Source organism: Xanthomonas dyei, assembly GCF_002939865.1.
GTDB classification, from domain to species: Bacteria; Pseudomonadota; Gammaproteobacteria; order Xanthomonadales; family Xanthomonadaceae; genus Xanthomonas; species Xanthomonas dyei.
The window spans coordinates 85,514-106,345 of the sequence record NZ_MDEE01000004.1 but is presented as its reverse complement, the minus strand read 5'-3'; the positions used below and the strand labels follow the sequence as shown (position 1 = coordinate 106,345).

17 protein-coding genes, 1 other RNA gene and 1 pseudogene are annotated in these 20,832 nt (G+C 65.2%); 11 read left to right on the top strand and 8 right to left on the bottom strand.

Features of this window, described 5'->3' with window-relative positions; genetic code table 11:
- Positions 1 to 97: 97 nt before the first annotated feature.
- Positions 98 to 1,474 (bottom strand): ATP-dependent RNA helicase DbpA, encoded by a 1,377-nt coding sequence (dbpA, locus tag XdyCFBP7245_RS05135; protein WP_104614682.1) that lies wholly within the window; start codon positions 1,472 to 1,474, stop codon positions 98 to 100.
- A 108-nt stretch (positions 1,475 to 1,582) separates the two neighbouring features.
- On the opposite strand from dbpA, the gene XdyCFBP7245_RS05130 reads away from it, so the two are divergent.
- Positions 1,583 to 3,478 carry an ATP-binding cassette domain-containing protein gene (locus tag XdyCFBP7245_RS05130; protein WP_104614681.1) on the top strand — a complete coding sequence of 632 codons (1,896 nt, stop codon included), beginning with the start codon at positions 1,583 to 1,585 and terminating at the stop codon, positions 3,476 to 3,478.
- A gap of 415 nt (positions 3,479 to 3,893) precedes the next feature.
- Here XdyCFBP7245_RS05130 and XdyCFBP7245_RS05125 read toward each other — a convergent pair whose 3' ends face one another.
- A complete protein-coding gene (locus tag XdyCFBP7245_RS05125; RefSeq protein WP_104614680.1) occupies positions 3,894 to 4,319 on the bottom strand; it encodes a barstar family protein in 426 nt (141 codons plus the stop codon).
- Entirely contained in the window at positions 4,316 to 4,756 is a 441-nt protein-coding gene (locus tag XdyCFBP7245_RS05120) for a ribonuclease (protein WP_104614679.1), read from the bottom strand. The genes XdyCFBP7245_RS05125 and XdyCFBP7245_RS05120 overlap by 4 nt, the downstream gene beginning before the upstream one ends.
- A 263-nt stretch (positions 4,757 to 5,019) precedes the next feature.
- Between XdyCFBP7245_RS05120 and XdyCFBP7245_RS05115 the strand changes: the two genes are divergently transcribed.
- A complete protein-coding gene (locus XdyCFBP7245_RS05115) occupies positions 5,020 to 5,631 on the top strand; it encodes a superoxide dismutase (protein ID WP_039434654.1) in 612 nt (203 codons plus the stop codon).
- Positions 5,632 to 5,789: 158 nt separating this feature from the next.
- On the opposite strand, the gene XdyCFBP7245_RS05110 is transcribed toward XdyCFBP7245_RS05115, so the two are convergent.
- Positions 5,790 to 6,623 (bottom strand): inositol monophosphatase family protein, encoded by an 834-nt coding sequence (locus tag XdyCFBP7245_RS05110; RefSeq protein WP_005994417.1) that lies wholly within the window; start codon positions 6,621 to 6,623, stop codon positions 5,790 to 5,792.
- A 116-nt stretch (positions 6,624 to 6,739) separates the two neighbouring features.
- On the opposite strand from XdyCFBP7245_RS05110, the gene XdyCFBP7245_RS05105 reads away from it, so the two are divergent.
- The 3 genes from XdyCFBP7245_RS05105 to XdyCFBP7245_RS05095 are packed head-to-tail and all read left to right on the top strand — an operon-like array spanning position 6,740 to position 10,599.
- Positions 6,740 to 7,504, top strand: coding sequence for an RNA methyltransferase (locus XdyCFBP7245_RS05105; RefSeq protein WP_104614678.1), 765 nt, complete (start codon positions 6,740 to 6,742; stop codon positions 7,502 to 7,504).
- Positions 7,505 to 7,555: 51 nt separating this feature from the next.
- Positions 7,556 to 8,485, top strand: coding sequence for a phosphate/phosphite/phosphonate ABC transporter substrate-binding protein (locus XdyCFBP7245_RS05100; RefSeq protein WP_170068525.1), 930 nt, complete (start codon positions 7,556 to 7,558; stop codon positions 8,483 to 8,485).
- Complete coding sequence (locus XdyCFBP7245_RS05095; protein WP_104614676.1) at positions 8,482 to 10,599, top strand: putative bifunctional diguanylate cyclase/phosphodiesterase; 2,118 nt, start codon at positions 8,482 to 8,484, stop codon at positions 10,597 to 10,599. Before XdyCFBP7245_RS05100 ends, XdyCFBP7245_RS05095 begins: the two co-directional genes overlap by 4 nt.
- A gap of 247 nt (positions 10,600 to 10,846) precedes the next feature.
- Here XdyCFBP7245_RS05095 and epmB read toward each other — a convergent pair whose 3' ends face one another.
- Positions 10,847 to 11,875, bottom strand: a complete 1,029-nt coding sequence (epmB, locus tag XdyCFBP7245_RS05090) for an EF-P beta-lysylation protein EpmB (protein ID WP_104614675.1) — start codon at positions 11,873 to 11,875, stop codon at positions 10,847 to 10,849.
- Positions 11,876 to 11,976: 101 nt separating this feature from the next.
- On the opposite strand from epmB, the gene efp reads away from it, so the two are divergent.
- From efp to XdyCFBP7245_RS05060, 6 genes and pseudogenes are all read left to right on the top strand, one after another.
- Positions 11,977 to 12,543: an elongation factor P gene (gene efp / locus XdyCFBP7245_RS05085; RefSeq protein ID WP_039407624.1), complete on the top strand. Its 567-nt coding sequence runs from the start codon at positions 11,977 to 11,979 to the stop codon at positions 12,541 to 12,543.
- Between the two features lie 131 nt (positions 12,544 to 12,674).
- Positions 12,675 to 13,397, top strand: coding sequence for a PA3715 family protein (locus XdyCFBP7245_RS05080; RefSeq protein WP_449361607.1), 723 nt, complete (start codon positions 12,675 to 12,677; stop codon positions 13,395 to 13,397).
- A gap of 18 nt (positions 13,398 to 13,415) precedes the next feature.
- Positions 13,416 to 14,753, top strand: a complete 1,338-nt coding sequence (locus XdyCFBP7245_RS05075) for a TRZ/ATZ family hydrolase (RefSeq protein WP_170068524.1) — start codon at positions 13,416 to 13,418, stop codon at positions 14,751 to 14,753.
- 29 nt (positions 14,754 to 14,782) lie between these two features.
- Positions 14,783 to 15,502 (top strand): bifunctional 2-polyprenyl-6-hydroxyphenol methylase/3-demethylubiquinol 3-O-methyltransferase UbiG, encoded by a 720-nt coding sequence (gene ubiG / locus XdyCFBP7245_RS05070; protein ID WP_104614734.1) that lies wholly within the window; start codon positions 14,783 to 14,785, stop codon positions 15,500 to 15,502.
- Between the two features lie 112 nt (positions 15,503 to 15,614).
- Positions 15,615 to 16,280 (top strand): annotated as a pseudogene (locus XdyCFBP7245_RS05065) (phosphoglycolate phosphatase).
- 28 nt (positions 16,281 to 16,308) lie between these two features.
- A complete protein-coding gene (locus XdyCFBP7245_RS05060) occupies positions 16,309 to 16,998 on the top strand; it encodes an isoprenoid biosynthesis enzyme family protein (RefSeq protein WP_104614672.1) in 690 nt (229 codons plus the stop codon).
- A gap of 178 nt (positions 16,999 to 17,176) precedes the next feature.
- Here XdyCFBP7245_RS05060 and XdyCFBP7245_RS05055 read toward each other — a convergent pair whose 3' ends face one another.
- From XdyCFBP7245_RS05055 to XdyCFBP7245_RS05045, 3 genes are all read right to left on the bottom strand, one after another.
- Positions 17,177 to 18,847, bottom strand: coding sequence for a glycoside hydrolase family 28 protein (locus XdyCFBP7245_RS05055; RefSeq protein WP_104614671.1), 1,671 nt, complete (start codon positions 18,845 to 18,847; stop codon positions 17,177 to 17,179).
- A 366-nt stretch (positions 18,848 to 19,213) separates the two neighbouring features.
- Positions 19,214 to 20,395 (bottom strand): putative acyl-CoA thioester hydrolase, encoded by a 1,182-nt coding sequence (locus tag XdyCFBP7245_RS05050; RefSeq protein WP_104614670.1) that lies wholly within the window; start codon positions 20,393 to 20,395, stop codon positions 19,214 to 19,216.
- Positions 20,396 to 20,660: 265 nt separating this feature from the next.
- Positions 20,661 to 20,736, bottom strand: a non-coding RNA gene (locus XdyCFBP7245_RS05045) — sX9 sRNA.
- Positions 20,737 to 20,832: the final 96 nt, after the last annotated feature.

The following is a 20,832-nucleotide window of genomic DNA, read 5'->3' as shown; positions in this document are numbered from 1 at the left end:
ACCGGCCGCCTATCGATCGCGTCTATCGCGTGAGACCCGCTGGACGCGGCCGACGCCGCATCCAGCTGCATGCGCTCGCGCAGGCTGTGACTGTTGCCTAGAGCTTGCTGACCCGGAACCGGCGTCCCTTGATCTTGCCCGCGTGCAGATGCGCCAGCGCCTTGGCGACGTGCGCGCGGGCGATGGCGACGTAGGAGCGCGTGGGGTAGATGGCGATCTTGCCGATGGCCGCGCCCGACAGGCCGGCTTCACCGGTGAGCGCGCCAAGGATGTCGCCGGCACGCAGCTTGTCGGTCTTGCCGCCGTCGATCCGCAATGTGGTCATCGCCGCCTGCGGCAGCTGCGCCGGGCGCGCGGTCGCCAACGGTGCACGCGACCACTTCAGCGGCTGGCCTTGTTCGGCTTCCAGCGCCTGTGTGCGCGCTGTTTCGCGTGAGGCCACCAGGCTGAGCGCAAGCCCACGCTTGCCGGCGCGGGCGGTGCGGCCGATGCGGTGGCGGTAGGTTTCGGTGTCGGTGGGCAGCTCGTAGTTGACCACGGCCGACAGGTCTTCCACGTCCAGCCCACGCGCGGCCACATCGCTGGCCACCAGCACGTTGCAGCTGCGGTTGACGAAACGCACCAGCACCTCGTCGCGGTCGCGCTGTTCCATGTCGCCATGCAGCGCGAGTGCGGAGAAACCGAACTCCTGCAGCGACCCGGCCACTTCATCCACTTCCTTGCGGGTATTGCAGAACACCACGCTGGATTCGGGATTGAAGCGCAGCAGCAGGCCGGCGACGGCCTTCTGCCGATAGGTCGGGTCGACCTCGAAGAACTGCTGATCGATTTCCGGCGCGTTGTCGGCGCCTTCGACGGTGATTTCGATCGGGTCCTTCAGGATCTCGCGCGCCAAGGTGCGGATGATGTCCGGGAAGGTGGCCGAAAACAGCAGGCTCTGACGGTGTTTGTCGCAGCAGCTGGCGATTTCGCGGATGGGTTCTTCGAAGCCCATGTCGAGCATGCGGTCGGCTTCGTCCAGCACCAGCGTGCGTACGCCGCCCAGATGCAGGGCGCGCTTGCGGGCCAGTTCCTGGATGCGGCCGGGCGTGCCGACCACCACTTGCGGGTCGTGCGCTTCCAGCGAGGCCAGCTGCGGGCCCAGCGGCATGCCGCCGGTGAGCACCACCAGCTTCATGTTGGGGATGCCGGTGGCCAGCTTGCGCAGCTGCTTGCCGACCTGGTCGGCCAGTTCGCGGGTGGGGCAGAGCACCAGCGCCTGCGCACGGGTCAATGCAGGGTCGAGCTTCTGCAGCAGGCCCAGCCCGAACGCGGCGGTCTTGCCGCTACCGGTCGGCGCCTGGGCGATGACGTCCAGCCCCTGCAGGATCGGCGGCAGGCTCTGTGCCTGGATGGGAGTAAGGACGGTGTAGCCAAGGGCGTCGATGCCGGGGGCCAGGGCCGGCGACAGCGGCAGCGCGGAGAATTCGTTCATGGCGCATTTTAGCCGGGAATCGGGAGTGGGAATCGGGAATCGCAAAGGCAGTGGCTGCGGCTTTTTCCATTCCCGATTCACCATTCCCGATTCCCGTACAATTGGCACATGCCTTTAATCACTCTGCAAAGCGTCGACTACAGCGTCGGCGGCCCCTTGTTGCTGGAAAAAACCGACCTCACGATCGAGCCGGGCGAGCGTATCGCCCTGATCGGCCGCAACGGCGCCGGCAAATCGACCTTGATGAAACTGATCGCCGGCGAGCTCAAGCCCGACGACGGCGAAGTGCGCGTGCAGCAGGGTGTGCGCATTGCACGGCTGGAGCAGGAGGTGCCGCAAGGTACCGGCGGCAGCGTGTTCGACGTGGTGGCCGATGGCCTGGGCGAACTGGGCCACTGGCTGGCCGAGTTCCATCAGCTCAGCCATGCCGAGGTGTTCGATGCCGAGGCGTTCGGCAAGGTGCAGGCCAAGATCGACGCGGCCGACGGTTGGGCGCTGGATCAGCGCGTCACCGAGACCCTGACCAAGCTGGAACTGGACGGCGATGCGGAGTTTGCGCGGCTGTCCGGCGGCATGAAGCGACGTGTGCTGTTGGCGCGCTCGCTGGTGTCCTCGCCGGATGTGCTGCTGCTGGACGAGCCGACCAACCATCTGGATATCGAAGCGATCGATTGGCTGGAATCGTTCCTGAAAGGCTGGAGCGGCAGCGTGCTGTTCGTGACCCATGACCGGCGCTTTCTGCGTGCGTTGGCGACCCGCATCGTCGAAATCGATCGTGGCCAGGTCACCAGCTGGCCGGGCGACTGGGCCAATTACGAGCGCCGTCGCGAAGAACGGCTCAATGCGCAGGCGCAGGAAAATGCCCGCTTCGACAAGATGCTGGCGCAGGAAGAAGTCTGGATCCGGCAGGGCATCAAGGCGCGGCGTACCCGTGACGAAGGGCGTGTGCGGCGTCTGGAATCGATGCGCAACGAGCGCGTGCAGCGTCGCGACCTGACCGGCAATGTGCGCATGGAAGTCTCGCAGGGCGAGTCGTCCGGCAAGAAGGTGATCGAGGCCAAGGAGGTCGGCTTTGCGTTCGGTGCGCGCACGATGGTCAAGGACTTTTCGACCATCATCCAGCGTGGCGATCGCATCGGTCTGATCGGCCCCAACGGCAGCGGCAAGACCACCTTGCTCAAGTTGTTGCTGGGCGATCTGCAGGCGCAGGAAGGCGAAATCCGCATCGGTACCAATCTGCAGATTGCGTACTTCGACCAGTACCGCTCGACCCTGCGCGAGGATTGGAGCGCGATTGAAAACGTGGCCGAAGGCCGCGATTTCCTGGAGATCAACGGCAAGCGCAAGCATGTGCATGCGTATCTGCAGGATTTCCTGTTCACGCCCGAGCGCGCACGCGCGCCGATCACGCGGCTGTCCGGTGGCGAGCGCAATCGCCTGCTGCTGGCGCGGTTGTTTGCGCAGCCGTCCAACCTGCTGGTGATGGACGAACCCACCAACGATCTGGACGTGGAAACGCTCGAGCTGCTGGAAGAGTTGCTTGGCGAATACACCGGCACCTTGCTGCTGGTCAGCCATGACCGCGACTTCCTCGACAACGTGGTGACCTCGACGCTGGTGATGGAAGGCGATGGTCTGATCGGCGATTACGTCGGCGGTTATAGCGATTCATTGCGTCAGCGGCGGACGCCGGCCACCAATGCGATGGCCGTCGCCAAGGCCTCGGCGACGGCGGCTGCGACGACGCCAACGGCGTCCGCTGCCGCATCAGCGGAAGCCGCGCCCAGGCGCAGGCTCAGCTACAAGGATGCGCGCGAACTGGAGCAGTTGCCGGCCTTGATCGACAGCCTGGAGCAGCAGGTCGCAGCGCTCACCAATGCGATGAACGACCCGGCCTTCTATCAGCGCGACAGCGCAGCGATGGCCGCGCATACCGCCGCGCTGGGAGATGCGCAGGCGCAGCTGGATGCGGCGTTCGCGCGCTGGAGCGAGCTGGATAGTTGATTGCCGGACCGGCGCGCGACTGCGTGCCGGTCTTGTGGGTTTGTAGGCGCGGCAAACACGCATCGCGAGGTGGGCGCGGCCTGCTTCGTGGTTCCATCAGGATTCGACCGCTCTAAGCTTTCAACCTAGGCTTCGACTCCATCTGAGCGCCTTTTTAAGTCGAAAACCCGGTTGTCTTGGAGTGATTGAACAGTGCTGATGGATCACTTGTGGAGCGGTTGATCTGCGGCCTGGTTGCGGCGTCCTTGCCCGCCTACGATCGCGGCGTGTCCCGCGGACGGGGAGCGCACCACACACTCGACCAACCAGGCTTTTGATTGCATCTGAATTTCGCTGCCATTCCCAACACTGCGTCATTTGTGGCCAAGACGTTGCCGCCATCGCAACGGCGTTCGAGAGGGTGTGTTAGCCGCTCTCAATCGCAAGCACTCGCAGGCGCCACAAACGCTGCAAATGTGAGCCCGCGAGCGGCCCAGGCAGTGGCGGCTTCATCGAGAATATCCAGCAAGGTATCGCGCTCGTTCGGCGCTGCCTGCGCCAATGCCTCGGCGCCGTCGATCAACAACGCATAGCCGTGCGGGGAGGGCAACCAGGCCAGATCGCGCAGCGCATCGCTCAATGCATCCCAGTTGCGGCCGAAGTTGGCGGGGAAATCCAGTTGGGTGGCCAGGCGCATCAACAGCATGCGTTTGTCGCTGCAGGTGGCCAGATCCACGCGCAGGATGCGCAAGCTGGCATCGCGCGCCAGCGCTGCCATGGTGTCCAGATCGGCGGTGTCGGCTTGATAGACGCCTGATTGCTGCGGGTCGGACAGGTCCAGCGCAAAGTCGCCCGCGCTCATGGCGCCTGCTCCGGTGTCGGGCCCTGGAACGATTTGAAGGTTTGGTAATGATCGTCGCTGTAGTACCAGGTCTGCGGCGGGGTGCCGCCAGTGACGATGCGGCGTGCGCCGCGATCGGCGCTGCCGGGTGTGTCGACGGTGTATTCGCGGTAATAGCCGCGCGGGCGCTCCGGTAGCCGGTGTTCGCGATTGCCGAACACGCTGCCATCCTGCGGATACGGAAACGGCCCGCCGCGCTGGATCAAGACGATGGTAGCCATGGCTTCGGTCGGCAGAAAGGCAGGCAAGTGCGGCACCCGACGGGCTGGCGATGCTGCGGCGATCGGTGCGTTGAGCTGCGGCGCAAACTGCGGCTTGGGCGTCTGCAGCGTCCGCATGCCCCATAAGCCGGCAATGAGCAGCACGATGGCGACGATCAGCAAAGCGGGCTTGCGCATGAAGACGATCCGGAAGCGAAGAATGTGCGGCAGAGCAAGTATGCCGCTGCGCGACTGTGTCGACTTTGAACGCGGCCGTGTACCTGCGCGATTCACGCCCAAGTAACCGGGGCCTGGTGCAAGGTGTGCAGCCAACAGGGCGCGGCACCCGATGCAATGGGATGAAGTTTCCCTGCCGCTACCCTTGGTAAGCGCCGTCGGCGTCCTTACCATCTACCCCGCAACGCCCGGTCTTCGCCGGGCGGCAAGTCCAGGAGACACCCATGGCCTACACCCTTCCGCAGTTGCCCTACGCCTACGACGCGCTGGAACCGAACATCGATGCGCAGACGATGGAAATCCATCACACCAAGCATCACCAGACCTACATCAACAACGTCAACGCGGCGCTGGAAGGGACCGAGTACGCCGACCTGCCGATCGACGAGCTGGTGTCCAAGCTGAAGAGCCTGCCGGAAAACCTGCAAGGCCCTGTGCGCAACAACGGTGGTGGCCACGCCAACCATTCGCTGTTCTGGACCGTGTTGTCGCCCAACGGCGGCGGCGAGCCCAAGGGCGAAGTTGCCAAGGCGATCGACAAGGACATCGGTGGTTTCGAGAAGTTCAAGGAAGCCTTCACCAAGGCTGCCGTCAGCCGCTTCGGCTCGGGCTGGGCATGGCTGAGCGTGACCCCGGACAAGAAGCTGGTGGTGGAAAGCACCGCCAATCAGGACAGCCCGCTGTTCGAAGGCAACACCCCGATCCTGGGTCTGGACGTGTGGGAACACGCGTACTACCTGAAGTACCAGAACCGCCGCCCGGAATACATCGGCGCGTTCTACAACGCGGTCAACTGGGAAGAAGTCGAACGCCGCTATCACGCTGCGATTGCCTGAGTCTTGAGCTGACGCTGTAACGCAGAAGGCCGGGAGCGATCCCGGCCTTCTGTGTTTGCTGCGGTCTGTCATGTAGGAGCGCACCTGGGCGCGAGAGGCTTTCTGGTGGAAAGCTTCGGTCGCGCCCGGGTGCGCTCCTACTGGTGCCGGCGCACCGGTTAGAACTTGGCGTCGAACTCGCGGGCGTAGCCGGTGTTGACGATGACCTTCTGCAGCGCGTCGCTGATCTTGATGTTGCCGGCCACGATCTGCTGAGTTTCCGGGCCCATGTTGTCCATGCGCGGCGGGGTGGCGCCCTTGTAGTCGCAGACGCGGCCACCGGCTTCGCGCACCAGCAGCACGCCGGCGGCGATGTCCCAGGCTTTGACGCCTGCTTCGAAGTAGGCATCGGCGCGGCCGCAGGCCACGTAGGCCAGATCCAGCGCGGCCGAGCCTGTGCGGCGCACGTCCTCGGCCTGCACCAGCACCGCATCGACGCACTTCAGCTGCGCACTGATGCGTGCGCGCTCGCGCGGCGGGAAGCCGGTGTGGATCATTGCGCCTTCCAGATCCTTGCGCTCGGCAATGCGGATGCGGCGGTCGTTGAGCACTGCGCCGGCACCGCGGCTGGCTGTGAACAGCTCGTTGCGCAGCGGGTCGAAGATCACCGCATCGGTGGGTTCGCCGTTTTCCACCAGCGCGATCGACACGCAGTAATGCGGAAACCCGCGCAGATAGTTGCTGGTGCCGTCCAGCGGGTCGATGACCCAGGTGTAGCGACCACTCTTGCCGCCCTGCACGCCGCCTTCTTCGCCGAACACCGCGTACTCCGGATATCCGCGCTTGAGTTCCTTGATGATGACCTTCTCGGCATCGGCATCGACTTCGCTTGCGTAGTCCATGCGGCCCTTCTGCACCACGTTGAGTGCATCCAGCTTGTTGATACCGCGCAACAGCACATTGCCGGCGAGGCGGGCGGCTTTGACCATGACGGTGACGGCGGGTTTCTGCATGGTTAAAGCTCCCGTGAAGGCAGAATCGGAAATGGCGAAGGTAAAAGAGCGGTCCGGCGCGAAAGCCGGCCGCGCAGTTTACCATCTACGGCCGAATAGCTCCCCAATCTCCGTTCATGTCCGTCAGCCAGCGCATCCGTTTTGTTCTTGTCGGTACCCAGCATCCGGGCAACATCGGCGCCGCCGCGCGCGCGATGAAGACCATGGGTATCTCGCGGCTGGTGTTGGTGGCGCCCGAGCGCGCACTCGATGAAGACGCGTATCGGCGCTCGGCCGGTGCCGAAGACGTGCTGGGCAATGCGCCGCTGTTCGCCACGCTGGGCGAGGCGGTGGCCGACTGCACGCTGGTGATCGGCTGCACCGCGCGCGCGCGCCGGGTGGCCCTGGAAGAATTGCTGCCGGACGCAGGCGCGCAGCGCGCGCTGGCCAAGGCGAGCGAACCGGCCGAGGTGGCGTTCGTGTTCGGCCGCGAGCGCACCGGCCTGACCAACGACGAACTGCAGCTCTGCCACGCGGCGGTGCATATCCCGTCCGACCCGCAGTTCAGTTCGCTCAATCTGGCGGCGGCAGTGCAGGTGCTCGCCTACGAAGTGCGGCGGGCGCAATTGGCCGCCGGCGATGGCGAGCCGGCGCCGACGGCTGCCTCCGGCCTGCGCGACGCGCCCGCCAGCCATGCGCAGCTGGAGGGGATGTTCGGCCAATTGGGCGAGACCCTGGACGAGATCGACTTCCACAAGGGGCGCGCGCCGGAGTCGGCGATGCGCAAGTTGCGGCGGCTGTTGTTGCGCGCGGAAATGACCGAGCAGGAGGTGCGGCTGATCCGCGGCATCCTGTCCGATGCGCAGCGCATGGCGATGCTGGCCAAGCGTGCCGGAAACTGACGTCTGTCACATCTTCACAGATTCGGCTAGGCTGTTGGCGGCTCTAGGGGAGTGTCCGTTTTGCGCGGTCTACAATGGTGTCTGATTGCCTGCTGGCTGTTGGCCGGGGCAGGTTTGGCCGCGACCGCTGCGGCAGCGCCCTCCTCGGTATTGGTACTTGGGCGGATTAGCGATGACCCGGCCACGCATTACGATCAACTCAAGCCGCTGCTGGACTATGTGGTGCCGCGCATGCGCGAGGTGGGCATCCGCCGTGGCGAAATCCTGATGGCGCCGGATGCGCGCCAGATGTCCAGCTATTTGCGGCGTGGCCGGGTCGACTGGGTCAGCGAGACCACTGGTGCGGCGATGTTGCTGGAGCGGCGCGGCGGCGCGCACCCGTTGCTGATGACCGAACGTGGCGGCGTGCGCGAGTTCCACACGGTGTTTTTCGTGCGCCGCGACAGCCCGATCCAGTCGCTCACGCAGCTGCGCGGGCATAGCCTGGCGTTGCAGAATGCATCGTCCACCAGCGGCTATCTGGTGCCGATGCTGGAGCTGGTCCGCAATGGCATCGCCTGCGATGTGCTGCTGTCGCCGGACGACCCGCAGGTGCCTGGCTCGGTGGGCTATCTGATGGTCGGCTCGAAATTGAACATCGCCGCCTTCGTGCACAAGCGCCTGATCGATGCGGGCGCTTTCAGCAATCTCGATTGGGACGACGAGCGGCATCTGCCGCCGGTGTTCAAGCGCGATTTCCGTATCGTGTACCGCAGCGCGCCGGTGCCGCGTGCGGTGGAAATGGTGCGCTCCGGCATGGACCCGGCAGTGGAGCGCCGCCTGCGCGCGGTGTTGCTGCAGGCCGCCTCCGACCCGAAGGCCGCACCGGCGCTCAAGCGTTTCTTCGGCACCACCGCGTTTCACCCGCTCGATAGCGAGAGCCGCAGGCGTCTGGATGCATTGAGCGCCGGCTTGCAGCACGTCAGGAATGAAATGGAATGAGCCAGGTGCGCTTCGGGTTGCAGGCACGTTTCCTGTTGGTCATGGCGTTGACCTTGCTGCTCGTCGGCGCAATCCTGGCGTCGCTGCTGCAACGCCAGAGCGCGATGCAGCGCGAGGTGCGCGTGCTGAGCGGGCAGATCCTGCACGAGCTGTTCGATCGCAGCCTGCGCACCCGCGGCGAGACGCTGGCCACCGAGCTGGCGTCCGGGCTGGCCAACCCGCTGTATTACTCCGACCTGGGCGCGGTGGGCGCGTTGGTGCGCAATGCCTCGCGCCAGCAGGTAGTGACGTATGTGCTGGTGTTCGACCGGCGCGGCCTGCTGGTGCACGACGGCACGCCCAATCTGCAGCGCTACGGCCAGCGCATGAACGACCCGCTCGCCGCCAAGGCGGTAGCGGCGCGGGCGATGTTGCTGCAATCCTCGCCCGAGGTGCTGGACGTGACGGTGCCGATCAAGATCGGCGATCAGCGCATCGGCGGTGTGCGCGTGGGCATGTCGCGCGAGCGCGTGCGCAAGATCGAATCCAGCGCCAACCTGACCCTGGTGCAGAACCTCAATGCGATCGGCAAGCGCGATCTGGGCTGGTTGCTGGTGCTGCTGGCCGCGTTGGTGGCGCTGGGCGTGCTGCTGGCGATCTATGTGCAGCGTACGCTGGTGGCGCCGGTGCGGCTGCTCGCGGCGGCGGCGCGGCAGATCGAGCGCGGCGACTACGCCGTGCAATTGCCGCCGCATCCGCGCAACGACGAAATCGGCGAGCTGATGTCCGCATTCGGCCGCATGAGCGAAAGCATTGCCCGGCACGACCGCGAAGTGCGTCATATGGCCTACACCGATGCGCTGACCGGGCTGACCAACCGCCTGGGTTTTCGCGAAGGTCTGGACTACCTGCTCAATACCGCGCGCAGCAGCAACAGCAAGCTGGCGCTGCTGTTTGCCGATATCGACGACTTCAAACGCGTCAACGATACGCTGGGGCATGAAGCCGGCGACGAGGCCTTGTTGCAGTTCGCCAGCCGGATCAGTCGCGCGGTTTCCGCGCTGGGCGGCGACGATGCGATCCTGGCGCGCTTCGGTGGCGACGAGTTCGTGATCCTGCTGCAAAGCGGGGATGTCACCTTGCTCGCCGCGCAGCTGGCGGACCGCCTGGTGCACGAGTTGAGCCGCCCGTTGAACGTACAGGGCCGCGAAGTGTTCCTGGGCACCTCGATCGGCATCACGTTGTTCCCCGACGATGCCAACGATGCCACCGCGCTGTTGAAGAACGGCGACATCGCGATGTACCAGGCCAAGGTCGCCGGCAAGAACTGCCACCGCTTCTACAGCCGCGCGGCCGACCATGCGGTGGAGCGTCGCGTGCATATGGAGCACGAGCTGCGCGGTGCCTGGGAGCGCGACGAGTTGCGGCTGGTGTATCAGCCGATCTACCGCACCAGCGACCGCCTGCTGGTGGGGGTGGAGGTGCTGCTGCGCTGGCAGCACCCGGCGCTGGGCACGATTGCGCCCTCCACCTTTATCGACATTGCCGAGCAGAGCGGGCTGATCGAGATGATCGGCCCCAAGGTGCTGCGCGCCGCCTGCCTGGAAGCGGCGCAGTGGCCGGAAGTTGGCGAGGGCCTGTTTATTTCGGTCAATGTGTCGCCGCGGCAGTTGCGCAGCGGCGACCTGATCGACACCGTGGCCGAGTGCCTGGCCGAGTCCGGATTGCCGGCCGCGCGCCTGCATCTGGAACTGACCGAGACCGCGGTGATCGGCGACGAGATGATGGCGGCCAGCCTGCTCGATCAGCTGCACCGCACCGGCGTGAAGGTGTGGTTGGACGATTTCGGCACCGGCTTCTCCGGCTTGAGCCATCTGCGCCAGGTGCCGGTGGATGGGGTCAAGATCGACAAGAGTTTCATCGCCGACCTGCAGCGCGACCCGGACGATCTGGCGCTGACCACCGCCATCATCAACATGGCCCACTCGCTGGGAATTACGGTAGTTGCCGAAGGCATCGAGCAAGAGGCGCAGTTCAACCTGCTGCGCGAGCGCGGCTGCGATCTGGGGCAGGGCTACTGGTTCAGCAGGCCGTTGAGCCCGGCAGATATGGTCAAGCTGATCGCGGCGGGCTAAGCACGGTAGGAGCGCACCTGGGCGCAATGTGGTGTTATCGGTAAGGCTTCGTCGCGCCCGGGTGCGCTCCTACGACGAGGAGTGTTTGGGTTTGCGCGGTTACAACGGCCATCGCTCGGCACTTCGCTCATTTGCCGCGTGACCCGATAGCACCGCAGGAGCGCACCTGGGCGCGATGTGGCGTTACCGGCAAGGCTCAGTCGCGCCCGGGTGCGCTCCTACGATCCATCGTGGTTGAGCTGGTTGGTTACAGCGGCCGTTTGCCGGTATCGCCGGGGAGTTCGCGTACCAGGCGCGGGACCAGATAGCCGGACAGGCGCGTGGCCAGTTCCGCATGCAGGGCGCGTGCGCGGGCGTCGTCCACTTCGAAATGCGCCACGCCGGCCACGCGATCGAGCTGATGCAGGTAGTAAGGCAGCACGCCGGCGGCAAAGCTGCGTTCGCTCAATGCGGCCAGCGCGTCCACGCTGTCGTTGACGCCACGCAGCAGCACCGCTTGATTGAGCAGTTGCACGCCGGCATCGCGCAAGGCGTGCATTGCGCTGTCCACGTCGGCATCGAATTCGTTGGCATGGTTGGCATGGATCACAAACGCCACCGGCCACGGCAGGTTGCGCAGCCAGGCCAGCAAGGGCGCGTCAACGCGTGCGGGCAACACCACCGGCAAGCGGCTGTGGATGCGCAGCCGCTTGAGGTGCCCGATGGCAGCCAGGGCGTCGGTGAGTTCAACCAGTTTGGGCGTGGCCAGCGACAGCGGGTCGCCGCCGGATAGCAGCACTTCGTCGATGTCCGGGTCGGCGGCGATCGCCTCCACCGCCTCACGCCAGCCATCGCGCGCGGCGGTTTCTTCCGCATACGGGAAGTGGCGACGGAAGCAGTAGCGGCAATGCACCGCGCAACTGCCGGTGGCGATCAGCAAGGCGCGGCCGCGGTATTTCTGGATCACACCGACGGCCGTCTTGGCGGCGGCGTCGCCCACCGCATCCAGGCCGAAACCCGGCACCGGCTGCATTTCTGCATCCAGCGGCAGCACTTGGCGCAGCAGCGGGTCGTGCAGATCGCCGTGCCGCATCCGTGCCACGAAGGCCTGCGGCACCCGTAGCGGAAACTGCGCGGCTGCGTCTGCACTGATGCCGGCCGCTTGCGCGTCCAGACCCAGCAGTTCCAGCAACGCGCGCGGGTCGCGCACGGCATCGCGCCACTGCTGCTGCCAGCGCGGCGGCTGCAGGGTGGAGGGCGGGGATGGCTGTAAGGCGACGGGGGCTGCGGTTATCATGTGCGGTCACAAAACCAATGCCCGCCGGTTGCGGCGGGCGCCCCATTCTAATCCGACCGGCCACCGTGTGGCGGGTCGTGGTCTTATCGAGGAGCTGCACCATGGCCACTGTTGGCATGAACGACGTCAAGAACGGCATGAAGATCCTGGTCAATAACGAGCCGGCGGTCATCACCGAGACCGAATACGTCAAGCCGGGCAAGGGCCAGGCCTTCACCCGCATGAAGTACCGCTTCATCAAGTCTGGCCGCGTGGTCGAAATGACCATGAAGGCGACCGATGACGTGGAAGTGGCGGACGTGGTCGATACCGACATGCGTTACCTGTACAGCGATGGCGAGTACTGGCACTTCATGGACCCGGAATCCTTCGAGCAGGTGCAGGCTGACAAGGCCGGCATGGGCGGTGCGGAAAAGTGGCTCAAGGGCGAGGAAGACTGCATCGTGACGCTGTGGAATGGCGCGCCGATCTGGGTGCAGCCGCCGAACTTCGTCGAGCTGAAGATCACCGAGACCGACCCGGGCGTGCGCGGCGATACCTCCGGCGGCGGCGGCAAGCCGGCCACGCTGGAAACCGGCGCGGTGGTGCGCGTGCCGTTGTTCGTCAATCAGGACGAAGTGATCAAGGTCGATACGCGTTCGGGCGAATACTCGGCGCGCGTCAAGTAAGCCGGATGTACCCGCGACGCCTGTCTGTTCGAACGGTACGCAGTGCCGGTGTCCTGGTGGGGCTGTGGGCTGCGCTCGTAGCGTGCCCGGCCTTTGCGCAATCGGCCGCCGCAACCTGCGACGCCGGTGACGTGGCCGCCGTTGCGGCCATTGCAACCTCCGGCGTCCTGGGCGGCGCTGCAGCCACGGTGCCGGTCGAGCGTGCGGTGGCGCAGACCTGCAAGCCGTGGCCGAACGATCCGGCGATCCGGCTGGCCGCAATCGCATTTGCCGCCGATGCGGAGAGTGTGCCTGGCGAGCGCGACCTTGAGTTGCGCGTGGCCATGCTCGATGCCGCCAGCGGCAAGGTGCTGGCGTTTTATGCGCAGGAAATGGGCGAGGACGCCGCCTTCGAACTCGCTGCCGACAGCCTGCGCCTGGATACGGCGCGCTACGACCTGACCAAGGGCGTGCGTGCGATCGGCCTGGTAGTGCATAGCGTTGCGCGTGGGCCCAGCTGCCCGGATTTTTACAGCAATCAGGCATTGACCTTGCTGGTACGCGAAGGGCGCAACTTGCGCCCGGTGCTGCAACGCGATCTGTATGCGTGGCAGCGTGTGAAAGGCGAGCCGTGCATGATGGGCAGGGGCGATGTCATCACCGAAGTCGCCAATCTGAGCCTGAGCATGGCGCCGCAGGCACATGCCGTCTATGCGGACATCGTGCTGACAGCTAACGTCGCTACCACGGAGAGCACTGCTGGCAGCGACACCGATACCGAACGCACCCGTCGCGTGCGCCAGGTGCTGCGCTACAACGGCCAGCGCTATGTGCCTGTGGCCGGTGGCGATCGCAGCTGGCCGTTCGACAACTAACCCTTTATGGATACGCTCATGACCAATGCCCCTCCCGAAGCGTGCGACCTGTTGATCGAAGCCGGTTACGTGGTGCCGATCGAACCGCATGCGGTGGTGCTCGAAGACCACGCGGTGGCGGTCAGCAACGGCGTCATCGTGGCGATCCTGCCGACTGCCGAAGCACGCACGCGCTTTGCGCCGAAGCAGACCGTCTCGCGCCCGGAGGCGGCGCTGATGCCGGGTCTGGTCAATGCGCATACGCACAACCCGATGACGCTGCTGCGCGGCATTGCCGACGATCTGCCGCTGATGGTGTGGCTGCAGCAGCACATCTGGCCGGTGGAAGCGGCGGTGATCGGCCCGGAGTTCGTGGCCGACGGCACCACGCTGGCCATCGCCGAGATGCTGCGCGGCGGCACCACCTGCGTCAACGAAAACTATTTCTTTGCCGATGTGCAGGCGGCGGTCTACAAACAACACGGTTTCCGTGCGCTGGTGGGCGCGGTGATCATCGATTTCCCCACCGCGTGGGCATCGTCGGACGACGAATACTTCGCGCGGGCCGGTGAGTTGCACGACCAATGGCGCGACGATTCGTTGATCGGCACCGCGTTCGCACCGCATGCGCCGTATACGGTGAATGACGCCAACTTCGAGCGCGTGCGCATGCTCGCCGATCAGCTGGACATGCCGGTGCATCTGCACACGCATGAAACCGCGCAGGAAGTGGCCGATTCGGTCAAGCAATATGGCCAGCGCCCGCTGGCGCGTCTGGATCGGTTGGGCCTGGTCAACGACCGCCTGATCGCCGTGCACATGACCCAGCTCACCGATGCGGAAATCCATCTGTGCGCCGAGCGCGGCGTCAGCGTGGTGCATTGCCCCGAGTCCAACCTCAAGCTGGCCTCGGGCTTCTGCCCGGCCTGCGCACTGCAACGCGCAGGGGTGAATCTGGCCATCGGCACCGACGGCTGCGCCAGCAACAACGATCTGGACATGTTCAGCGAAAACCGCACCGCCGCGATCCTGGCCAAGGCAGTCGCCAACGATGCCACCGCGCTGGATGCGGCCACCACGCTGCGCGCGGCCACGTTGGGCGGCGCGCGTGCGTTGGGCTTCGGCGACAAGATCGGGTCGATCGAAATCGGCAAGCAGGCCGATCTGGTCTGCGTGGATCTGTCTGCGCTGGAGACCCAGCCGCTGCATCATGTGCTGTCGCAATTGATCTATGCCGCCGGCCGTCATCAGGTCACCGATGTGTGGATCGCCGGCAAGCCCAAGCTGGTGCAGCGCGAGTTGATCGACATGGATACCGCTGCCCTGGTCGCCAATGCGCGGCAATGGCGCGAACGCATCCGCACCGTCCGCGCCTGACCGCGCGTTATCGCATCCCGGAGTTCCGCATGAATCCCACGACCCAATCCACCTCCAGCAATTTCCGTCAGGCCGAGCTGGACAAATTCGCCGCGCTGGCCAACCGCTGGTGGGACGCCGACGGCCCGCAGAAGCCGCTGCATGCGCTCAACCCGGTGCGCCTTGCCTACGTGTCCGCGCGCCAGGAACTGGCCGGCGCCCGCGTGCTGGATGTCGGCTGCGGCGGTGGCTTGCTCAGCGAGTCGATGGCGCGCCTGGGTGCGCAGGTCACCGCAATCGATCTGGCACCGGAGCTGGTGAAAGTCGCCCGGCTGCACAGCCTGGAATCGGGCGTGCAGGTGGATTACCGCGTGCAGTCGGTGGAAGACCTGGCAGCCGAGCAGCCGGGCAGTTTCGATGCGGTGACCTGCATGGAAATGCTTGAACACGTACCGGACCCGACCGCGATCATCCGTGCCTGCGCCAGCCTGCTCAAGCCGGGCGGCAAGCTGTTCCTGTCCACGCTCAATCGCACGCCGGCCGCATTCGCGCTGGCGGTGGTCGGTGCCGAATACATCGCGCGGTTGTTGCCCAAAGGCACGCATCACTACAAGGACTTCATCAAGCCGGCAGAACTTGCGGCGTGGTTGCGCAGCGCCGAACTGCAGCTGCAAGACGTCAGCGGCATGCTGTACGAGCCGTGGCGCAATCGTGCGCGGTTGTCCTCGCGCACCGAGGTCAATTATCTGGCGTACGCGGTGAGGCCGTGACGGGCGGGAATTGGGGCGTGGGGATTCGGCATTCGCAACCGCGGTTGGCTGCGATCTTGATGTCTTTCGATTCCTGCCGCGCTGCTTGTCGTTGGTCGCGGTTGGTGGGCGCGTGAGTTTTCCGCGTGCGGCGTTGTTCGATCTGGATGGCACCTTGCTGGATAGCGCGCCGGATATGCTGGCCACGGTCAACGCGATGCTGGCGGCAAGGGAGCGTGCGCCGATTGCGTTGGAGCAGCTGCGGCCGGTGGTGTCCAAAGGCGCGCGTGCGATGGTGGGTGTCGCCTTTGCCGAACTCGATGACGCTGCGCGCGCCTACCTGGTGCCGTAGTTCCTGCGTCGCTACGAAGGCTTGATCGGGACCCACTCGCAGCTGTTCGATGGTGTCGAAGCGCTGCTGTCGCGGCTGGAAGCGGCCGGCTGCATCTGGGGCGTGGTCACCAACAAGCCCGAATCTCTCGCGCGCCTGATCCTGCCGCAGCTGGGCTGGCAGCAGCGCTGCGCCGTGTTGATCGGCGGCGATACCTTGCCCGACCGCAAGCCGCATCCGCTGCCGTTGCTGACCGCCGCCGAACGCATCGGCGTTGCGCCTGCGCAGTGCGTCTACGTCGGCGACGACGAGCGCGACATTCTCGCGGCACGCTCGGCCAACATGCCGTCGGTGGCGGTGTTGTGGGGCTATCGCCTGCACGACGACGTTCCGGAACGCTGGCAGGCCGACGTGCTGGTGGACCAGCCGCAGCTGCTGTGGAACCCGGCCACGTGGCCGCAGACCTGATTCTTTTGAACTTATTTCTGGACCCGCCATGAGCCAATCCAGCGCTCTCGACAGTTTTCTCGACAAGTGGCGAACCCGCTGGCCGGAGTGGTCGGTTGCCGAGCCGTTCGTTCCCGCAGCGCAGCGCCACCTGACCGCGGCCTGGTTCGCCTTGCTGCAGGAATGGGAGGACATCATGAATATCCCCGGCGACCCGTTGCCGGCCGACGCCAAGCTGGCGTGGTGGCAGCAGGAGCTGCGCGATTGGTCCGGTCAACGCTCGCGGCATCCGTTGGGACGCGTGCTGGAGCCGGTGCGTGCGCCGTGGGCGCAGTTGGCCGAGACCTTGCCGGCGATGCAGGTGGCACGCGCGCAGCCTGCATCGCTGCAGCAGGCGCTGGATCAACTGCGTGGTTTTTCCGAGGCAGTGGTTGCAGTGGAAGCGGTGCTGTTTACGCGCACGGTGCCAAGCGATGCCACTGCGGTATCGGTGCAATGGCTGGACGCGCGGCAGCGCGTGGCCGGCGACAGCGCCGCGCCTGGCGGTGTCACCACGGTGGCCTGGCGCACGCAGCTGTTGCGTGCATGGCCACGCAAGCCGGCATTGGCGCGGCCGCATCGGGTGTGGTCGCGTCTGGCACGGCTACGCTTGCAACGCGAACTAGGCGGCAAGGAGGCCTATCCGCCGCCGGTGCAGCAGCTATGGCATAGCTGGCGCGCAGCCAGCGGCGCGGACTGAGCGCAACTGCGTGGGCCGCAAGCCCGTACCGTGCAAGCGCACTGGTGCGCGCCGCCGGCTGGCCGGGTGCGCGCCCGTTGACGTGTTGGTTTTGGACCGGTGGCTTGCTGCGATCGGTTGATCGCAGCAAGCGATGCATCAGCGTGCAACTGGTGTGCTGCAGCTCAGAGCATTCGACTCAGATCGGCGAATCCGGCAGCACCGAGTGATAGGCAATAAAGGCGTCATTGCATTGCAGTGGCGCGCCCGGGCCAGGTTTTCCTTGTAGCTGCACATCGTTGGGCACCGACTCCGTCAGCTGATCGTAAAAGCTCACCGGGCCGCCCTTGAAAGTGAAGTGCGTCGCGCCCGGGTTGCTCGCAGGCCCGCCGAAATGCGGCTGTGCGAAGCTGACCTTGCCGCCTTCCAGCACGACATTGTCCAGCGAGATGGTGATCGGCAGGGTGGTGCTGGCATCGCGATACCCATAGAAACTCAGTTCGCCGGCGCCCAACGTGGTCGAACCCAGCGAATGCACGTTGCTGAGCGCAATGCCGTTGAACTGCGGGAGCTTGTCGCGGGTGGCCGGGTTGGCGTAGTTGGCGTCGAACACCAGCGGCCGCGCAACGCCGCGCATGCAGATGTTCTCGAAGCTGATGTCGTAGACCTGGCCGCCACGTGAGGCATCGGACTTGATGCGCAGGCCATTGGCCGAGTAGGGATCGCGCTGTACATCGTTGGCGTTGAAGCCATCGATGCTCAACCCGCGCACGGCGATATGGCGCATGCCCGAATCGGTTTCGCTGCCGAGCGAGAACCCGTGGGTGTAGTAGAACTGGTTGTAGGCGAACAGCATGTTTTCCGAGGAAATGCTGCGCTTGCTGTTGGCATGCGCCTTGATCGCCACGCCGTCATCGCCGGTGCCGATGTACGAGTACGCCAGCAGCACATTCTTCGACTGACCGGGGTCGAAACCGTCGGTGTTTTTGGCGGTTTCCGGCGTAAAGCAGGTAGCGTGCGGATTGACGTCCGGGGTGCTGCCTGCCGGGCATTGGTAGCCGGGGCGCGAATAGACCAGGCTGGGTGCCAGGATCTTGATGCCCCACGCGGTCAGGCCCACCACGTTGTCGCTGATGACATGGAAATTGGGCGAGTTTTCCAGGGTGATGTCGTACAAGGTGACGTCGGTGCTGTTGTCGATCTGCAGCAGACGCGGCACATGCTGACTCAATCCTTGAGTAACGTTGAGGTACGCAAGATCCCACCAGCTGGCCTTGCCGGCATTGGGCCCGGCAGTGAGCGTGCTGCCGCCGCGGCCGTCGATCTTGCCCGTACCGACGATGGCGCTCTTGGCCGCATCGGAGATGTGGATCAGCGGATTGCACGACTTGGCCTTGTCGCTGGTGGCGGTGCCGCAGGTGCCCAGGCCGTTGTCGTAGTCCTGCGGATTACGCGAGCCGAATAGGGTGACGCCGCGGTCGATCCACAACGTGACTCCACTCTTGATGGTCAGAGGCCCGCTGAGCAGGCCGGACTCGCCGGCATCGCCGGGGATCAGATGCACGGCGCTGCCGGCAGGACAATCGTCGATGGCCGCCTGCAGGCGTGCGGTATCGCGCTTGGAGTGGGTGGGATCGGGATCCAGCGTGTCCAGCGAACCGGCCACAGGTACCAGCGCCGCCTTGAGCGTGGCGCAGATCTGCGTCGGCAAGCTCGGCTGCTGGACCACGCCCCAACGAGTGGAGATGCTGTGCGCGGTGTCGGGCACATCCTGTCCATGCGGTCGCGCCGCGCCGGCCTGGAAGGTCGTCATGCCGAACAAGGCGAGGGTGAGCGGCGCGATGGCTGGAAAGGGAAACGTAGCTTGCATTGAAGTGCTCCGATGGGGCGCGGCATCGATACGTTGCATGACAACTGGATGACCGTGCGCGGAAGTCACAGTGCATGCAGTGCGGGTATCGATGTCGTTACGTCGATCGCTTAGGGGAGCCGCAAGCGTGGCGCCTCGTGTCGGCTGCCGACGTCAGAGGGGCGAACTCGGCACCGCGTCTCCGAAGCCAACCAACGCGTTGCCTCATCCAGCAAGGCGCCGCCATCAGTGGAGCGGAGACGTGCCAAACAACATCGCCTGCTGGCAGGCCGCATACGCGGGTTGCCAACAGGCGACGAGTGCAGTGCTAAACGCAGGTTTTGCTGCGAGGCTGCTGGAGAGCGACGCAGCTGTCCTGGCTAACGCTCAGTCGGCGGCGCCCGCACCGCTATTGCCGTGCTCGTAAAAGCGGTTTGCCGAATTGGTGCAGCTGCTGCTGCAATAAGGGCGGCTTGCGGTGGAGGCATTCCAGGGTGTGGTCTTGCTGATATGGCTGCCCAGCGTGGAGTTGCGTACCGTCACCTGACCATTGGGCGAGGTGCCGTTGACATAAGCACCCAGATTGCTGATGCCTTCGTCCCAGGCGCGACCCAGATAGGTCTGGTTGTCGGGCGAACCGGACAGGCTGACGAAGGTGCTGTTGATGGCAAGAAAGCCGTACGCGCTGCCGGGGCGCGTGCTGGGTGCAAAGATATAGCCGCCTCGGCTGGTTCCCAGGCGCGCGCCGGTGGAGCGGATGTTGGCATTGTCGAACACGCCGACGCCGGAGCCGAAGATGAAATCCACATCGCCATCGATGGTGCTGTTCTTGAAATACGCACGAATGACATTGGCTGCATTTGTCGCACTGATCAGCAAGGTGTCCTGGTTGCCGGTCACCAGCACATCTTCGAAGCTCGCCTTGTCGCCGCGCACTGCCAGCGCGACAGCCGCCTGGTTGTTGTCCGCGTAGGTGCCTTCGACGTAATTGTTGTCCACACGCAGATGGCGTGCCTGGAAGTCGGCCGCGCGTACCGTCAGCGTGGCGCTGTTGGACGTCCCCACCGTGGTGGCCGAGGCATTGCTGGCACACGCATGGCTCGCCGTCCCGGTGGGCTTGGGCGTGGGGTTGGCATTGTTGAAGCGGATGATGGTATCGGCCTTGGCCGCACCCAGTCCGAACAAGGTCAACGGCGGCGCATTGGTCGGCACGCACACCAGTTCGGTATAGGTGCCCGCCTTGATGCTGATGTAGCGACGCGTGGTGCCGCCTGCGGTCACTGCCGCATCGATCGCCGACTGCACGGTGCGGTAGCGCGTGGAGCCATCCGCGGCCACCGCATAGTCCGCGCTGAGCAAGGCAACGCCGGCAGTGGGATTCCAGTTGTCGGTGACCAATGCAGTGATCGGCCCGGCCTTGGCCAGCGCTTTGGCGATCGTGTACGTGCTTGCTTCGCTGCTGGTGAGCTGCGGACGTGAAGCGGTGCCGGTGAGTGCTGCCGCATCAACGCTGACAAGACTCAATAGTGCAGCGGCGATGCAGGTCGTGCGGATGTGCGAGACGGACATGGTGTGGCGCTCTTTTGGGAAGGGACGCATACAGACACGTGGGGGCGCCGCAGATGTTGTGCGCTGCGTGAGTCGTCGAGCGCGGTTGCCTGCGATGGAGCAGGCGTCGTGGTCGGGTCGGAGTTCACGTCGGTGCCGCCTGCGGTGCAGAGCGATGGTACTGCCGGGGTCGCTTGTTGGCGCCGGCGGCGCCAGGCAATGTGCAGGATGTGCGTTGTGGTCACGCTTTACACCAGCTGCAGGTCGCAATGCGCGCCATTAGAGCGGCTCTCACAACGTAGCGAGTAGCCGTCAGGTGGATGCGGGCGGCGCGAATGAAATGGCGTGTACGCGTGATCCTTGCCTTACTTGGCACCGGTAGCACCCGTCTGGCGGCTGCGCAGTCATGTTGTTAGCCGCTCCTAGTCGTGTTGTCAGTCGAGCTTGGCCGCTGTCTC

Excerpts from the sequence above, each read along its gene's own strand:
- dbpA (WP_104614682.1), bottom strand. The coding sequence starts at position 1,474 with ATGAACGAATTCTCCGCGCTGCCGCTGTCGCCGGCCCTGGCCCCCGGC.
- XdyCFBP7245_RS05130 (WP_104614681.1), top strand. The coding sequence starts at position 1,583 with ATGCCTTTAATCACTCTGCAAAGCGTCGACTACAGCGTCGGCGGCCCC.
- XdyCFBP7245_RS05125 (WP_104614680.1), bottom strand. The coding sequence starts at position 4,319 with ATGAGCGCGGGCGACTTTGCGCTGGACCTGTCCGACCCGCAGCAATCA.
- XdyCFBP7245_RS05120 (WP_104614679.1), bottom strand. The coding sequence starts at position 4,756 with ATGCGCAAGCCCGCTTTGCTGATCGTCGCCATCGTGCTGCTCATTGCC.
- XdyCFBP7245_RS05115 (WP_039434654.1), top strand. The coding sequence starts at position 5,020 with ATGGCCTACACCCTTCCGCAGTTGCCCTACGCCTACGACGCGCTGGAA.
- XdyCFBP7245_RS05110 (WP_005994417.1), bottom strand. The coding sequence starts at position 6,623 with ATGCAGAAACCCGCCGTCACCGTCATGGTCAAAGCCGCCCGCCTCGCC.
- XdyCFBP7245_RS05105 (WP_104614678.1), top strand. The coding sequence starts at position 6,740 with ATGTCCGTCAGCCAGCGCATCCGTTTTGTTCTTGTCGGTACCCAGCAT.
- XdyCFBP7245_RS05095 (WP_104614676.1), top strand. The coding sequence starts at position 8,482 with ATGAGCCAGGTGCGCTTCGGGTTGCAGGCACGTTTCCTGTTGGTCATG.
- epmB (WP_104614675.1), bottom strand. The coding sequence starts at position 11,875 with ATGATAACCGCAGCCCCCGTCGCCTTACAGCCATCCCCGCCCTCCACC.
- efp (WP_039407624.1), top strand. The coding sequence starts at position 11,977 with ATGGCCACTGTTGGCATGAACGACGTCAAGAACGGCATGAAGATCCTG.
- XdyCFBP7245_RS05075 (WP_170068524.1), top strand. The coding sequence starts at position 13,416 with ATGACCAATGCCCCTCCCGAAGCGTGCGACCTGTTGATCGAAGCCGGT.
- ubiG (WP_104614734.1), top strand. The coding sequence starts at position 14,783 with ATGAATCCCACGACCCAATCCACCTCCAGCAATTTCCGTCAGGCCGAG.
- XdyCFBP7245_RS05060 (WP_104614672.1), top strand. The coding sequence starts at position 16,309 with ATGAGCCAATCCAGCGCTCTCGACAGTTTTCTCGACAAGTGGCGAACC.
- XdyCFBP7245_RS05055 (WP_104614671.1), bottom strand. The coding sequence starts at position 18,847 with ATGCAAGCTACGTTTCCCTTTCCAGCCATCGCGCCGCTCACCCTCGCC.
- XdyCFBP7245_RS05050 (WP_104614670.1), bottom strand. The coding sequence starts at position 20,395 with ATGTCCGTCTCGCACATCCGCACGACCTGCATCGCCGCTGCACTATTG.